This is a genomic window from Mucilaginibacter sp. 22184 (genome assembly GCF_052045695.1).
Lineage (GTDB): Bacteria > Bacteroidota > Bacteroidia > Sphingobacteriales > Sphingobacteriaceae > Mucilaginibacter.
On the sequence record NZ_JBQEPI010000006.1, the window covers coordinates 251,857 to 268,273 of the forward strand.

Below are 16,417 nucleotides of genomic sequence, written 5' to 3' on the forward strand. Positions count from 1 at the left end.
GCTATTGCAGGTTGGCCTGGGTTACGTAAAAATAAGTTTTGCCGTTTGAGGTAAAATGCTGGTTAACCAGCACCGAGCGCTTAACCTGCTCGCTGCTATGCACTAAAAACTTAATATATGTCTCGAACTGTTGCTGAGGCATATCTCCTCTTAAATCAGCTACTTTGGTATTCTGGAAACTATTTTTTCCGGGCAATGGCAAACCGGTAACCGTTTTAAAGTATGTACTCAACTGCATATCTTTAATGTCGCCTTTTGATATCTTTTGGTTTAATCGTTTTTGAATAATATCAACGTAGTTTTTAAACAACCTTTTACGATAATCAGAGGCATCCTGCTGCAGGTTTTCGCCTATCATCAATGACAATATATCAGTTAACTGATTATATTCCTGTTCATTTAAAATCAATAAATACTGCAATTGGCCTGGGTGTTGTGTTACTACGCTTGCCGGCAATTGAGCATTAATAAAGTACTTAAATGCATTATGCGGCATATTATTACCTAAGTCATTGGCTGCAGGACTTACCTGCGCAATTACTCCGGGTTGCACATAACGATTTTCGCGCCCGGTAAGCCTGAAAGCACTATCCAATGCATGTACCTGGGTATTAATATCATAATCTGTCTCTTTCATCAGGCGATCAACAGATAAACGCATGGCCTGGTTTGTTTTCACAACGCCTTTGGGCGGGAATACTACAGCACCTTGTATCATACTGTTTTTAGGATAATCCAGATAAAAGGAGATTGAATCGGAAAGCGAGGTATTAAATTGCTGAACATTGCTCAAGCCTTCGCCCGTGATCATGCGTTGTTTTTTAAGATCAGCCAGTTTTATGGCAGATTGTGAAACAATTCGCCTGGCCTGTATCACAAAATCATTATAGATAGGATTATAATCACTAAACACTTGTATAGCCAATAAGCGGGCGTCAGCAGCAGCTACCTGGTCAGCTTCGTTGGCTATATCATCGGCATTATAATTGCCCGATCCGGTAGTGCCTATCAATACAATCAGATTGGTTTCGTTAGTATGGCCTTTAAATAAAGTAAGAGCGGTGTTTATACCTTCAAATACCGGTTGATTTTGCAAAGTAGTGCCGCAGCCATTGGTTACCGATGCCTGTTTATCAAAATACTTTACAAGCTCCCTATAATCAGCTGTAAAGTTCATTTTATTGATGCCACCTGAAGGGCAATCCTGCGCATTCCGGTATACTACACCTCCATATGTTATCTGGTTACCTTTTGCATGAGCATTAAATATATTTTCAAATGACTGTATAGTGCTGGTTATTCCGGAGAAATAACTCCGCATAGTGCTACCACCATCAACCACAAAAACAACATTAATGTGATGGATGTTCTTGCGGATGTTCAGATAATCCTGGTATTTAAGATGGCCACCTTTAACATTAAGAATACTATTGTTCGATTTATCATACACATCCACAGCCAGTCCGGTTCCTAACTTGTCATTAGGGCTTAGCGCATTCCCTGTAATTACCGGCACACTCCGCAATACAGGCTCATCTGTGCTTATCAAAGGATCAAATTTAAAGTAGGTGCTTGTGGCAGGAGGAGCAGATACCAATATGGCCTGATTGATAGCCGTTGCGGCTGAATCGTCGCCATCTGTAGTGTTATTTTTAGCCGAGCCAATATATAGCCGGTTACCCCAGTTATGCAATGCGTCGGCTGCCACCCATCCATAAATACTCCGGGATGCACTGTCGGCTACAAGTTGTCCCTCAGAACCAACCAGCATTTTTTTACCATCATCTGATTTTTTGAAAACATATACGATGTTATTTAACGCAAGTTTTGCTTTTTTACGGTCCAACTCCGGCGAGGTAAATACATATAACGAATCTGTTTTATCATAATAAAAGTCGGGCATCAGTAGTGGGTTTTTACCGCTGATAACCGCTATATATTTACTGGGATAAGTACCCTGGTTAATAAATGCCGATTGCCAAAGCAAAACTTTCGACTTACTGATCCAGCCATAACTCTGACTCGATTTTTTGTTCGTAAGCTTACGGCCCTGTACCATTCCTGGCTGGTATTTGATCAATTTTATATAGCCATTTCTTTCTTCGCTAACATAAAAAGGATCCATGAACTTTAATTTTTTCATGACCAGAGTACCTCCCGGAGACGTATAAGTGTAATTCTCATCTCGATCAGAGAAAACTATCCATGGTAAACTGGTTTTATCATCGCTGTTATAGATATTGGTACTTTCATTTGGCTTTTCAAATGCAGCAGGCAGGGTTATTACTTTCTTACTAATGGATACAGGCGACTGCGCTTTCACCGAAATACAGCAAAGCAACAATAACATTATTAAAATATTTTTCATCTTGATAGGTGCATATATTAGGTTCATTCGATAACGGTTTATTATTTGGTTCTTCTCGGAGCGGCATTCGAGGTAGATGAATGCTGTTTAACAGTAAGCATACTTGAGCAGGTTGATTTAGCCCTTAAGGTTACCTGGGCTTCATCAATATTAATACCACCGCCAAAAGTAAGCCGCATACAGTATGAGTAAAAGTCGGTTTGCTTACTATCGCCATTGGTTTCCAGGTTAACGGTTACTTTTTCATCACCACAGAAATACTTGTTAACGAGATAATAGTAATTGGTATTAAAATCGGCCCCATTAGCAATGGCTTGCAAATGTGCCCTGATGTCGTCAATCACTTTTCGTTCCCCTTCACCAGGCGTTACAATGGCGTTAACTGTCGAGTCGGGGTTTGATATCAGCATACGATGATAAACAGGGTGTTTGCTTTTATCGGTGCTGAGTTTTATAAAATAAGTTCCGGGATTATGATAAGTGTATAATGCGGTGGCTCCTTTAACATCAACCCTGCCGGTTTCACCAAATGACCATTCGTATATCCTGGCATTGCCTTGTGCTTCCAGCCTGATTTGCTCATTGACGATTCCCTGGGTAGGCCCGTTGATCGTCATCAGGGTATCAACAGACTGGGCAATGGTATCTTTAACATTTACCGGAAACTGCTGCTTTAGGGTACCATCAACAGTAATCCGTACAATATAATCGCCGGCGTGCTTAAATTTATAACTTCCGTTTTGGACGTTTGATTTATCGCCATTACCAAACTCCCATACCCAGCTTTTGGCATTAGCTGTATTATCTGAGTACACGAGGTTTTCGTTTAAGAATATCTCATCTTTTAGCAGCCTGGCATTAACAGTTCTTTTATCAAATAATGAGCTTTTAAATAAAAAAATCAGTGCGGCAATAATGAGTATCCCAACAATGATATATAAAAAGGCATAGGTTTGCCTGTTGGTATCCACGGGGCGGCCGCTGTTGTAATCGTCTTTCATTGGTTTAAAGGTTTTTGTTTTTATAGTGATGTGATGTTTTGCGTTTACTTGCTGGCGCCAAGGCTTTGTTGTAACTGCCGTGTTGATAGCTTACAGTCATCAAGCAGTTTACTAAGCCGGTTCATATCGCTGTAATTACCGGTGAGTTCGCGTTTATCATAAAACAGGTTCTCGAAAAGCTTTGAGGCGTGAATAAAACATTTATACCGGTTATCATACGGACGGCGGTTATAATAGGAACGTATGGCGCCAATAGAATTCCTGATATCGTTCTCTAAAAAAAGAGCCTGTACATTGGGGTTAAATTTGGCAATATGTGTATAGGTAGTGTCAACGGTTGGTATAGCCTCTGTAACCAAAGCCTCAAATTCATCCTCTTCGGCTATTCGCTTGGAAAACTCCTCCTTTGATATAGTTGCACCATCGTTATAATTATAAAAGATGGCTGTACACAATATGGCTGATGTTATCAGAAACATTCCTAAAAACAAAAGGAATTTCTCTCTTCGCTCTTTTAAATTAAACTTTAACATATGATTTAATAATGTGAAAACCGGCCACTTAGCTTGCTGGCCGCTGCTTTATTTATTTTATTACACGATTCCAGTTGCGAACGAAGGCTTTCAATCTGAAAACGGGTGGTAAATAATGAATCTTTTACATTAGCTATAGTAGCAATGTGGTTACTTAATTTTTTGTACAGATCGAAACTCTTGAGCGGATAGGGGTTGCTCTGAAGCTTGTCAAGAATATGCTGGTTATTCTCCTGAATATCATTAAGCAAGGTATTTTGATTGTTTAATTCCTCCGAATTCATTCTTGAATACTGCGACAGCTGTTGCATGCGCATAAGAATAACTTCGAAACTATTGTTGATGTCATTACGAATAGCTACTAATTGATCAGTTTGCTTCACTTTGGCATTCAACAGTACCATTTCATGGCTTGAGGTAAGGAAAAAGAAATAAACGGTTACAACAGCAAACATTAATAACCCTGCCAGGTACATTATAAAAACCCTGTAGGATCGGTTCAGGTCAATTATATTTATGGGCTTCATTAAATATATGTAATATTATTGTTAAGAGATCATAGATAACTTAAGATTAAAACGATTAATTATCAATATAAATCATTCAAAATAAAGGATGTAATGAATATTTTATTAACCTTTAAAACATTTCTACAACTATTTTTCAAAAGAAATGTTTATGAAAAAGTGATTTTTTTTATCGCCATCTTGCAAATCAAATATTTAATATGCAAAACCCACTATATTTCAAGCCATTAAGATTCCAAAACATTAGTTTGGGGCGAGATATGCAAACACAGGATCTGGGAGCCTCTATCTCTCAATACATAGAGCTGATCATTTTTACCAGGTACGGCGAACATCGTTATAACCCCGAGTTTGGATGCGAGATATGGGACATGGATTTTGAACTTATACAGAGTGAAACTCTCTGGGAAGAAAAACTAAGGCAATCATTACTTAAATCAATCAAAAAGTTTGAAAAAAGGATTTATGATATTGATATTGATGTACACATCAGCGAGATCAATAAATTTTATCCCTTAAGAAATGTAAGCGAAATAAAGAAGCAAGTACAGATCATTATAAAAGGAAAGCTCAATAAAACCGGTGAGTATTATACCTTTTGCACGTCATTATTTTTAAGCCCTTTATCTGCATAAAAGCCTAAACATGAGCAAATTATTTTTCACATCGAAAGAAGAAATCAAGGGGCGAATGCTCCGAAACGCTATGGATTTCTGGAACACCACAAATGTTAACGACATTGACCCACTGGTTAAATTATTGATCGAAGCGCTCAGTTCAGAATTATTCAACCTTTCAAATGATGTTAAAAATCTGGAAAACAGAGTGCTCAATAAAATATCAAGAATACTTGCTTCTGATTACCTCACTGCCCCCCTCCCCGCGCATGCCCTGTTAAAGGGCATGCCGGTTGAAGTTAAGGAAACCTTAAACATCAAAAACCATTTTATTTATAAAAAAGCCGTCTCTCCTGACGCAGGCAAAACGACACCGGATACTTTAGAGGCTTTTTTTACTCCAGTAGGCGAAAACTTTGTTTTCAAAGCCGAAATTAAATATACGTTCAATGGCAGGCAATTATGGGAGCATGCTCCGGATGCCCAAAAAAGCTTAATTACGAGTTCATTACCACAATCTTTTATCGAAAACAATACTTTATGGGTGGGTATCGAAACCGACCCTAAACTTAACACGCTTCGGGATGCCGGATTGTATTTTGAATGGCCAGGCTATACTACCAATAATGATTTTTATAACCTACTGTCTGTTACCCGTTTCTACACAGATGAGCGGGAGCTGCATACCACAAGCGGATTAATATATGAAGAGGAGAAAGCGGGCGAAAACAAACCTGTATTTTATGATCAAAACGTTATTAATTTAATTACCCGGGATGTAAAATCATATTATCAAAATCGTTTTATATCTCTTACAGATGATAGCTTAAATGATCTTAACTTGCTTAAAAAAAGCTATCCCACATCCTTTGAAAGGTGGATTGAGCCTTCTGATCTGAAACGGCTTAAGCCTTGTATATGGATAAAAATGGTTTTCCCGGCAATGATCGGGCCGGATGTACTCAACGAACTGCAACTTCACCTAAACTGTTTTCCGGTTATGAGCCGAAAACTACATGAACAAAAATTCAGGGTAAAGGAAATGAATAACATCATCCCGATCAAACCTTCAGCCTATGATCATTTTTTATCCGTTCAAAATTTACATGACGACCTCGATATTCACTATAATGAAATCCCGTACAGCCAGTCTGATCAAAATTTTGAAGGAAGTTATTCTGTCAGAAATGGTGGGGCCGAACGTTTTGACTCCCGGAACGCACAACAGATCATCGAATACCTTTTTGAATTGCTCAGGGATGAAAAAGCTGCCTTTGCGGCTTATGGGAATGATTTTTTAAACTCGACATTAAAAACACTCGAACAAAACATTTCGCTCATTGAAAAAAAATCAAATCAAGCAAAAGACAATCATGAACTAATCAATTATCTTGTTTTGAAACCGGCCAATAAGGCCAGCATGTTATATCTTCAGTTTTGGACTACCCTGGCAGATACTGCTAATAATATCAGAAAGGGCTCCCGATTACAGCAGTTCGAAACAACAAAGCTAAAAACAGATAATTTGCGCTTGATGACCACCTCCATTGGAGGTAGAAATAGTCTCGGCGCTGCCGAACGTATACAGGCATATAAATATGGGCTTACCACCAAAGACCGGATAGTTACTCAAGCTGATCTGACTAGTTTTTGCCAATATGAACTGGGCAGCAAATTAAAAAGTGTCCGCATCGCTAAAGGGGTAAGTATTTCTTCGAACCCCAAAGAAGGCTTTAAAAAAACTACGGATATATATTTAAAGCCCCATGAAGGAAGTAAGCTATCAACAAATGAATGGGACACATTGCTCAGTCTGCTTCAGTCAAAACTGGAATCACGGAGTATCATCAATTATAATTACCGTCTTTTTATTGAAAAGTAGTATTAAATCTAACTACCCAAATAAGTAGTATAACCAAGTCTGGCATTATCCTGCTGCGCCCCTATAATTATTTTTTTAGAATCAGGCGTGGCCAACAATTCGATCTTTACACCGGCCTGCATCGGTATAAAATATGATAGTAGTACATCAATACAAACAGCTGATCGCTCTCCAGGTAAAAAGTCTATCATTGTTGAAGCGTTCAATGGCCCAATAGCAACACGTAGCTCTTCTTCAGGCTCAATCAATTGTCCTGCTATAAAATCTATTCCCAAGGCCGCCTTACCCAATGAAGTCTGTATGTCTGCCAAGTCTTTTTCCCCACGCCCAATCGTTAATTTATAACTGAGTGATATAGACGTTTTAAATAACATGGTTAATACTTTGCCTATAAAAACAAGATTATTCCGTTGCTCATGTATAACAGGCAAAACGTGTATTAATATAAGCATTTGCTTATTTGTAAAGCAGCTAAATTCTTTCCACTCCTTTAAAAATATGTTGATCAGATCGTCGTATTCATTTTTCTTATCCAGACGGTTCTCATAAAGCTCAAGGATCATTTTCAGGTGATTCACCTCTGCTTCAAACGGCGCAAAAAAGCGCCGTGTCTGCTTCTCTTCATCCCTCCTGTCAACAATATCCTTAATCATCTCCTCTTCGGTGATCATTAAACTCGATGCAGGCGGTTTATGGAACAATCCCTCAGGTAACATATCATACAACCCATCTCGATTTACCCAAACCTGAAGCATTTTCTTGTTAGTGATATCGGTTTGGTTTACGGTAATTCCGGCAATCTCTTTTGCAAATGCACGTTGTTGGGGGCCTACTGGTAATATCACAACACCATCAACTTCAACCAATTCATTCTCAACAATTTCTGCAGCAACAACCGTTGCTTTAAAATCAGTATCGATAAGATTAGGGCTCTTGATCTTCATTTTTTAATATTTTTACAAATAATATTTAAAACAATAACCACAATTATTGGTAATTGATTAGACTTATATCAAATTTATTTTTTAAGCCCGTTACAGACCTGAACATACAATTATATCATGGACGTTAAATCATTTTTTATACGTTATCTTATCTTCCCCCTCATCTTCGTGATTGCTGCGGCAATTATGACCATAATTAACAAAAAGAATAAGCTCCTAAGCAATAAACGCCTCATTGTTATTATTCTGTTAACAGCCGTTATTTTGGGCATTCCCGGTCTGTTGGGCTTTCTCGATCTGCAATTTATGCCTTGGGGTTATTTATTTTGTCAACTTATTTACCTAACCCTTGGTTCTGTTTACGTATGGCTTGCTGGTAGATATCATGAAAATGAACTTTTGAATAAAAAGGGCTTCTTTATTTTCTGCACGCTGATTTCCTGCCTGCTGGGCATATATCTTTTTAAACTGGGCTTTGATTGGCTAAACAATTTGCAATATGGTTTATGGGCTGCCACCAGCGTAATCATATTTTTGCTTCCGCCCATTTTCTGGTGGGCTTATATTGCATTTATGAGCATCCCGCTGGAAATATACAAAGTATGGCAATACCCACGAACACCTGAAGATATTAGTATGGAGCATCTTAACTTTGATAAACTAATGGTGTTGGAACTTGATCTGTATAAAAATACGGATGATCCGGAACCCCTAAAAGTTAAGGCTAAAGCACCGCCGAATATGAATTTTGGCCAATGGTTTCAGAAATTTATTGATGATTATAATTTAAAATTTCCGAATGCGCCTGTGGGATATAAAACCAATAAAACCGACAGTTATAAATGGATATTTTACACTAAACCATCTTTTTGGAAACAGCGGCGATTTATCGATCCCGATCTAAACATAACTGAGAATAAGATCACTGAAGCAAACACAATATATGCCAAACGTGTTTCTGAAATTGTAAGCGAGCCAGAACGCACCGGCGATCAGGCCGTTTACCTGTAACCTTTTAATAACATCTACATACAAAAATATGATATGCTTAGTCCATTAAAAAACAAGCCTGTAAACTGGGTAGACGGAATGAAAATTTCCAGCGGGCATTTTATTAGCACGGATAATTTCATACATGATATAGTGAGGGATTCTAACTCCCTTCAACTCAATAACCATAACTTTGGCTTATTACCACCTGTCGCGAACGAATCTGCCGCGTTGGATATACAGATCACAGAGAGGGCCTCAAATCAGGTACAGATTAAAATAAACCATTGTAGCGCGGTAACCGCCGAAGGCCACCGCATTGATATATCCAGAACAGGTACTGAATTGCTGTTTACCCATTATTTCGGTCAGGATAACGCAACAGAAAATTCCGAAACGTACTACGTCTTGTTAACCGTCAACCCGTTCGAGCGCGTGGCAAGTGGCAATCCAGATCCGGAGGAGGTTCCCTTAAGATATCCAGAGGTTGATAAACAATACAATATTACCATAATACCGGCCTCGCAAATAAACGGCCGAAGCTCCCATTTTCTGGAGGTAGGCAAATTCATTAAAAACGGCAATAATCTGCAAACTGATATCAGTTTCATCCCTCCTTGCACATCAGTATTAAGCCACCCGGAACTGGTTAAGTATTATGAAAATTTTAGTAATCAACTGAATAACCTACAGCTACTGTCGTTTCGTATTCTGGATAAAATAACTTCAAAGGAATCTGTTTCAACCATTGGTAAAAACGTAAAAATATTGTGCGAAAAGATGCTGGAGTATATTGCCCGAATCTATTTTTCGTACCGTAACATCGTATACCAACAACCACCGGTATATATGGTGTCATGTTTTTCGGAAATGGCACATATATTTTTCAGCACTGTAAAAAGTATCCCCGGTGCCGAACGCGAAGAATTACTCAAGTATTTTTATGAATGGAAGGATGTTACACCTGGCAACTTTGAGGAGTTACTTGCCCGCCTAATAGAAATAGTTTACAACCATCATGATATCAATTCATCTATGATAACCGTTGATGAATTCCTGCGTGTAATAGTAGCTTTATGGAATAAACTAAGCGGTCTGGAATATATTGGCCAACGTAAGGAAAACATTGTGGTAGCTGAACAACAAGTGATACAGACTGTACAATCTAAGCGTACATGGACTTTATTAGACTAACTCATAAATCCCGAATAAAACAACCACTTAATTTTTATAATCGAACTTTGTACAAAAAAGTAAAATCAATTATCCTCCAAGAAGGGCGTTAAAATCTTTTTTTTCTTTATTCATCTCGTTTTATCAAATATCGAAGTCGATCTTTTCAAATCTTTAATAAAAAAACTTTTAAACTGTGATCGGAAGTCACTTAAGTAGATGTTCACTTCAGAACATCTACTTTTTATATCACTGCACGTTATTGACCTATAATATTTATACTAAATTCACTGCCCACAAAAAAGAGTTCGAAATTTCAACATAATTCCGCTTCTCAATTAATCAAAATACAGTTATGTATGTTTTTTGCTAAATAAGCGGCTATGAGGTATTCAATTTTCACTTAGGGTGCTTTTAAAGCAAAAGCTCTTTTTCATTAATAGCAAAAAATCACAAATGATATTTTTTAGATATTGTTATTGGCTTTTCAAGCCCGATGCGGTGAAAATGCTACTTTAGTTTCCTTAATCTTAAAACGAAACCTTCCTGAACATTATAATAATTTATGCAACAATACAATATTAACTGGTTGAAATTTAGCATAGGAGTTATCGTTAGCCTGGTGCTTTCGCTAAGTATTCATGTTGTAATGCTCCAAGAGATGAATGTAGCCTTCCCTGATTTTACAGTTATTACCACACCTTACAAATTCTTCACTCGCGTGGTTTCAGTCCTGGGTTTGATCTTTTTTTGGCAATTAGCGGAGAAGAAAGTTGGAGGAGTTATTGCCAAAAAGTGGGCTTTCCTGGTTATTATAGATGCTATGTTAACAGAAAGTCTCTTTAGAGGGCCATTCATGAACGGTTATTGTAGCAATTCTATAGGCTTTATGTTAATAAGCAACATTCCAAAGTTACTGGCGATCGCTATAATGTGTGGATTAATAGCTTTCTCTGCTCCTAGGCTAAATAATTTCTTTCTTAAATTTTTGGCTGCAGCTGCCATAGCCGCTATTTTCATGTTCGTTGCGAGTCCATTAACTACCGCAGTCTGGAAGCCGGTAACGAACTCGATCGCACACCTTGCTCCTACAAACGAATGGTGTAAATTGCCCTATGGTCCTGAAGTGCTCATTCCTTCATATATCAGTTTTGTTGAACCTGTTATGGCCTGTGTGATAATAGCTATCTTAACTTGGGATAAACTTTCACCAGCAAGATGGCTAAAGTATTTGTTGTTCACTTTAATTATATTAGCTATAAAAAATCAATTGTTTATGCCGGTATTTTACGCAATGTTAGGCAAAGACAATCTTATAGTAAATCTGGCAAGCGAGGGACAATTTACCCTGGAAGCTATTATTTTAGCTATAACTACTGGTTTTACTTTTGAGTGGAGCTTAAAAACATAGGTCTATATCTCTCAAATATATTAGAATCTTACCTGGTTTTAATGATGTAACCCATCAGTGGTCCATTCCCGGGAAATCGATCCTGTATTGTTCGAACTATACTACCATCAAAGCTAACTTCCTCAAATCTTCTGTAAAAGGGTTCGAAAATTGCGATCTGAAGGCCACTGAAAGAAATATTCCGTTATGGGCATATCCTTTTATGGGCATAAGAAAAGATAGCCAGAACTTTAGATCGCCGCAAAAAGAGTTCGAAATTTTCCGGCAAGGCCTTATACCTTTATCTAAATTCTTAACATTCGTCAAGCGAATTTCCTTTTCTTCCAACACATGCTTTCAATACGCTCAAAACATGATAGCAGGGAAATTATTTTGCAAAATAATTTCTTAATTCGCCACCGTTTTCTGCGTAGTTCCACCGGATCTGGTCATTCTTTCCATCTCCGTTAATATCAGCAAAAAAGAAATCAGTATCCCCGCTTTGTGAAGTACCCCGCAATGAATAATATGGCCCATCAAATGTATTAGCAGTGGTAGCATAATAAATCTTGAGCTTACCTAAATAATTACCAGGGTTCCAGTAGATCTTATCGGCGCGGCCATCGCCATTTACATCGGTAAAATAAAATACGGTCGCTGCCGAAACACTTGAAGCACCGGCATCGGTGAATGAGGTTGAGGCAGTAAATGTACCGGCGCCATCTGACAGGAAAACTGATGGTTTACCTGAGTTGAGTGTTGGTTGCCAAAGTATCTTATCTGCCTTTCCATCGCCGTTCACATCGGCATAATAAAATACCGAGCCACTTGTAGTGCTTGCACCTTCGGTACCAGACACAACCGTACCGCTGAAATTACCGTTTGAGGTAGCCAGATAAACCCGGGTATGCCCCGAATCAAACGTACCGTTCCAATAGATCTTGTCGGCCTTGCCATCGCCGTTTACATCGGCAAAGTTATAAATGGTGGTAGTACCCGCACTCGTTCCTTCCGGGTTGTCGATCACGGTTGAGCTAAAATTACCATTGGTAGTAGCCAAATAAACACGTGTATGCCCCGAGTTTAAGGTTGGATCCCAAAGTATCTCATCCGCCTTGCCGTCGCCGTTCACATCGGCGTAATAGTAACGGGTAGTGGTTGATGTAGAAGCGCCAGCAGTATGAACCACAGCTGTCACAGCAAAGGTGCCATCACCATTGGACAGGAATATCTGCGGACGGCCGCTATCATAGGTAGCATTCCAGTATACTTTATCAGCTTTACCGTCGCCGTTGATATCGGCAAACGAGAATTTAGTATTGGCATTCGCACTTTTTCCGTTGGCATCGGCATGGGCGCCGCCAAAAATACCAGGCACAAAGTTTGCCATTACCGGCCAGTGATCTGAAGGCCAGAAACCGTTATAACTGGTGGTAATTACTTTCCATGAAGTGAAAGACATACTCCGGTCGCTCATCATCCAGTCTATCTTACCCGTACCAGTATCTGTCCAGCCGTGAAAGGTAAGGTCGCCATCGGTATCGCCAAGGGCATCCACTACATCCAGGCCATCCTTCAGGTTGTTGATCTCTTCGGTACTGGGCTTCGCGTTAAAATCACCAAAAACAATTTCAGGCAGGTTTTCAGTATTGTATTGCTTAACGGCTGCCACCAGCGCCTGAGAGTTTTGTAACCTCACTGGCTGCGAATCAAACTGCCAGTGACTGTTACTTACAAAATATCTGAGGCCTGTTGAATTATCCAACAATTTGGCCCAGGTACCGGTATTGGTTGGCCCAAGTACAACAGTACCGCTGCTTTCCAGCGTAAAACGATTGGTTTTATAAAAAATAACTTTGGGTGTGCCCATACCGGCCGACTCATCAAAATACACCCCATAACCCAGTGTTGCCATCTGTGGGATAAACCAGTTTTCAAATGAATTATCCGAAAACTCCTGCAACCCGAAAACATCGGGATTGTTATCTACAATGATCTGGCGGATGTTACCCTGCCGCTCGGTAATAGATTGCGCGTCGGAAGGGTCATTATGCCTCACGTTGAAGGACAACACCCTGATCTCAGGACTTGTTGCCGATGCAGTAAGCTCGTTAATAGCCGGCAGCTTACTATTATTTACTGTTTTTGTATCGCCAAGCTGTGATTTCTGGCAGCTGGAAAAAAGCAGTAGGCTGCTTAACAAGCAGGCCGCCGCCTTGATAAAGTTTGTGTTATTATTTTTCATGATAGGTTGATATATATTTTGATAGGATGATTTACATATAGTACATTATAGTGTAATTAGCTTGGTTTACTTTACCGGTTTATCAAACAATGGAACGGTGAACTGACTGTCGGCATCGGTTTCACTCGTATTGGCATAAGGCGAAAATGTTCTGACCGATAACTCATTGTTCTTAACCGAAAATTTGTACAAGCGCATTAAACCATTCCCGCCGTTTGGCCGGCTTTGATAATCGTTAAGGAAAGCCTTAACCGTATGCCCATTAAAAGTTTCGGAGCGATAACCTTCGCCATTGTCGCCTACGTGGCCGCAAAGCATCATAAACAGGTTGGGATTGCCTTTAAGGCTTTCATAAATGGCTTTACCCTGTGCATTAAAAGGGGCCTGTGGCGTATTGGAACCGGTTACCGGGTTAAAATGTAAAATGGAATGGCTTACCACAATTGCCTTGCGGGTTGCGTATTTGGCCAGGATCTGGTTGGCCCAACTGTACATACCTGCCTGGTCTTCATTAAAAGCATCAAACTCCAAAAACAACACAATAAAATCAACACCGCCTGCCGTAAACAGGTCATAGTGGCTATCGTTATTATTACCATAATGACCACCGTAGTAAGAACGGCCCTCAAAATGCTGTACACCAAAATATTGATTATAGCCATTGGTGGTACCCTTAACCGGATACTGCGACGGAAACTGGTCATGATTACCTACAGCCAATCCATAAGGTATGCTAACCGGGTTTTCCAGCCCGTAAAGTGCGGTTTTGGCCAGGTACCATTCGCTCCTTGCGGTGACGGGATTATCGCCGTGCTCGGTGATATCACCCATGTGTGCTACATAAGCGATATTCTCTTTAACCTGGTTCTTTTTTATCCAGTCAATCTGGGCTTTGAACATGTCAAAGGTTCCACCAAGCTGGGCCTGGGCCAGGTAGTATTGTGTATCGGGCAGTACCGCGATACAAAAATCGCCGGGTTTAACTACCGCGTCGGGGCCGGGCGTATTTAAAACTGTATCTGCCAGGGGTAAACTATTTTCGGCATTTGCATTATAATTCAGTAACAACAGGCCAAGGCAAAACCCGGCTGCGAACTTCTTTCTGTAATTCGGCATTATATTTTTGTTTAAAGATTCATAACATCCCCTCCTGCCCTATGTGCACGAGGGGATGTAAAAAATATCAGATCAATAACCGGGGTTTTGTGTAAGCAACGTATTCAAGCCTATTTCAGCCTCAGGCAAAGGATATAACAGCTTATTGCTATTAACAATGTATGAATCGGGCGAAATGTAGTTGATCTGGGTCTTTAGCTTAACACCAAAAGCATTCATTACATCAACTGCATTACCACTACGCGTCAGATCGTGCCAGCGCTTGTTTTCGAATGCCAGCTCAACACGGCGTTCATGCAAAATAGTATTGCGCAGCGTTGCCTGATCAGCACCGGCAACCGGAGCCAGACCTGCACGGGCCCTAACTGTATTTAAAGCCGCCAGCGGTGATTTGCCCTGCTCGTTTTGGGCCTCAGCCAGTAATAGTAAAGCCTCTGAATAACGGTAGATCGGAAAATCATCCGCAGAGCCGGTTATGGCGGCTGGTGTATGCTCATATTTTTTGATATAAGGCACCGCTGTTTTTCCACTTGGGGCTCCGCTGTAATTTACAATGCTTTTTACCGCGGAATAAGTAAAGTAGTTACTGCCATCGTACGTACCCTCGGCAATACCGATAGAGGCATCCAGACGCTTGTCGCCGGTTTCATAATTACTGATCAGATCCTGTGTTGGTGTATTCCAGCCACCGGTAGTAGTATTGTCAATAGCCAGCGTAGTAATTAACGATGTATTTTTACTGCGTGGCAGGAAATGAAAGCACAATGGATTGGGTGTGGCGCCGGTAAGGGTTCCATCCAAAAACTGCACTTCAAACAGCGACTCTTTGTTGTTTTTATTAGCAGGTAAAAAGGCGTCGGCGTAATTGGTGTTCAAACCATAGCCCATGGTCGATAGAGTGTTCAGCTGTGTTTCTGCATCAGCCCAACGCTTTAACGTTACATAAACATCGGCCAACAGCACAGCTGCCGAACCTTTGGTAGCAATTCCTGTTTGCGGAAACTTTGCCGGAGGCGCCAGTTCGTTTAAGGCATCAGTGGCATCGGCAATGATCTGCTTGTACACATCATCAGAAGATGAGCGCGGCAGGAATGCATCATCGGGCGTAGTCACTTCCTTAACAAAAAGCGGAACGCCGCCAAACAGTCTCACCAGTTTAAAGTACATCAGCGCACGCAGAAATTTGCTTTGTCCGTCATAGCTTTTCACAGAAGCATCAGCAATACCCGACGCCGTTTTAAGCCTCGAGATCACAATATTTGCCCGGGATATTACCAGATACGCGTTTTGCCATTCTGTAGCGGTATAACTATCGGTTGAGGCATCCATGAAATCAGACAATTTTTCACGATCGGTATACGCTGTACCCCTGTTATTTAAAAACGACTGATAAATGGTGTTATCTGAGCGCATTTCAGAAAACAGGTAGTCTGTTGTTACTACGTCTCGCAAACCTGCGTAAGCCGCTGTAACTGCCTGCCCAAACTGTGCATCGGTTTTATAATAGTTTTGATCGCTGTATGATGACTGGGGCGCTAAATCAATAAAGCTTTTTTTACATGAGGCCGCTGTTAGTAAGAATAGCCCCATCAAAATATATATTTTTTTCATTGTGCTCTTTTTAAGTTTTG

Annotated in this window: 13 protein-coding genes; 5 read left to right on the plus strand and 8 right to left on the minus strand. The window is 40.1% G+C overall.

Going from position 1 to position 16,417, the window contains the following annotated elements; all coding sequences use genetic code 11:
* Position 1: 1 nt before the first annotated feature.
* The 4 genes from tssR to ACTJKG_RS15110 are packed head-to-tail and all read right to left on the minus strand — an operon-like array spanning position 2 to position 4,429.
* Positions 2-2,395: a type VI secretion system protein TssR domain-containing protein gene (gene tssR / locus ACTJKG_RS15095; protein WP_440739696.1), complete on the minus strand. Its 2,394-nt coding sequence runs from the start codon at positions 2,393-2,395 to the stop codon at positions 2-4.
* 14 nt (positions 2,396-2,409) lie between these two features.
* Positions 2,410-3,369 (minus strand): PKD domain-containing protein, encoded by a 960-nt coding sequence (locus ACTJKG_RS15100; protein WP_172337343.1) that lies wholly within the window; start codon positions 3,367-3,369, stop codon positions 2,410-2,412.
* 44 nt (positions 3,370-3,413) lie between these two features.
* A complete protein-coding gene (locus ACTJKG_RS15105) occupies positions 3,414-3,902 on the minus strand; it encodes a type VI secretion system transmembrane protein TssO (protein ID WP_440739697.1) in 489 nt (162 codons plus the stop codon).
* A gap of 5 nt (positions 3,903-3,907) precedes the next feature.
* Complete coding sequence (locus tag ACTJKG_RS15110; protein WP_440739698.1) at positions 3,908-4,429, minus strand: hypothetical protein; 522 nt, start codon at positions 4,427-4,429, stop codon at positions 3,908-3,910.
* A gap of 200 nt (positions 4,430-4,629) precedes the next feature.
* On the opposite strand from ACTJKG_RS15110, the gene ACTJKG_RS15115 reads away from it, so the two are divergent.
* Positions 4,630-5,064 carry a GPW/gp25 family protein gene (locus ACTJKG_RS15115; RefSeq protein ID WP_440739699.1) on the plus strand — a complete coding sequence of 145 codons (435 nt, stop codon included), beginning with the start codon at positions 4,630-4,632 and terminating at the stop codon, positions 5,062-5,064.
* Between the two features lie 10 nt (positions 5,065-5,074).
* Positions 5,075-6,928 (plus strand): type VI secretion system baseplate subunit TssF, encoded by a 1,854-nt coding sequence (locus ACTJKG_RS15120; RefSeq protein WP_172337347.1) that lies wholly within the window; start codon positions 5,075-5,077, stop codon positions 6,926-6,928.
* An 8-nt stretch (positions 6,929-6,936) separates the two neighbouring features.
* Here ACTJKG_RS15120 and ACTJKG_RS15125 read toward each other — a convergent pair whose 3' ends face one another.
* Positions 6,937-7,872, minus strand: a complete 936-nt coding sequence (locus ACTJKG_RS15125) for a type VI secretion system baseplate subunit TssG (protein WP_172337348.1) — start codon at positions 7,870-7,872, stop codon at positions 6,937-6,939.
* A 117-nt stretch (positions 7,873-7,989) separates the two neighbouring features.
* Here ACTJKG_RS15125 and ACTJKG_RS15130 point away from each other — a divergent pair, with 117 nt between their 5' ends.
* The 3 genes from ACTJKG_RS15130 (at position 7,990) to ACTJKG_RS15140 (ending at position 11,446) form a co-directional block, all read left to right on the plus strand.
* A complete protein-coding gene (locus ACTJKG_RS15130) occupies positions 7,990-8,883 on the plus strand; it encodes a TssN family type VI secretion system protein (RefSeq protein WP_172337349.1) in 894 nt (297 codons plus the stop codon).
* 33 nt (positions 8,884-8,916) lie between these two features.
* Positions 8,917-10,056, plus strand: a complete 1,140-nt coding sequence (locus ACTJKG_RS15135) for a hypothetical protein (RefSeq protein WP_440739700.1) — start codon at positions 8,917-8,919, stop codon at positions 10,054-10,056.
* A gap of 544 nt (positions 10,057-10,600) precedes the next feature.
* Entirely contained in the window at positions 10,601-11,446 is an 846-nt protein-coding gene (locus ACTJKG_RS15140) for a hypothetical protein (protein WP_172337351.1), read from the plus strand.
* 367 nt (positions 11,447-11,813) lie between these two features.
* Here ACTJKG_RS15140 and ACTJKG_RS15145 read toward each other — a convergent pair whose 3' ends face one another.
* The 3 genes from ACTJKG_RS15145 to ACTJKG_RS15155 form a co-directional block, all read right to left on the minus strand.
* Positions 11,814-13,670, minus strand: a complete 1,857-nt coding sequence (locus ACTJKG_RS15145) for an FG-GAP-like repeat-containing protein (RefSeq protein ID WP_440739701.1) — start codon at positions 13,668-13,670, stop codon at positions 11,814-11,816.
* Positions 13,671-13,736: 66 nt separating this feature from the next.
* The gene (locus ACTJKG_RS15150; protein ID WP_172337353.1) at positions 13,737-14,786 is read right to left on the minus strand and encodes a metallophosphoesterase; all 1,050 of its coding nucleotides are present in this window, start codon (positions 14,784-14,786) and stop codon (positions 13,737-13,739) included.
* 72 nt (positions 14,787-14,858) lie between these two features.
* A complete protein-coding gene (locus ACTJKG_RS15155) occupies positions 14,859-16,397 on the minus strand; it encodes a RagB/SusD family nutrient uptake outer membrane protein (RefSeq protein ID WP_440739702.1) in 1,539 nt (512 codons plus the stop codon).
* Between the last annotated feature and the right edge of the window lie 20 nt (positions 16,398-16,417).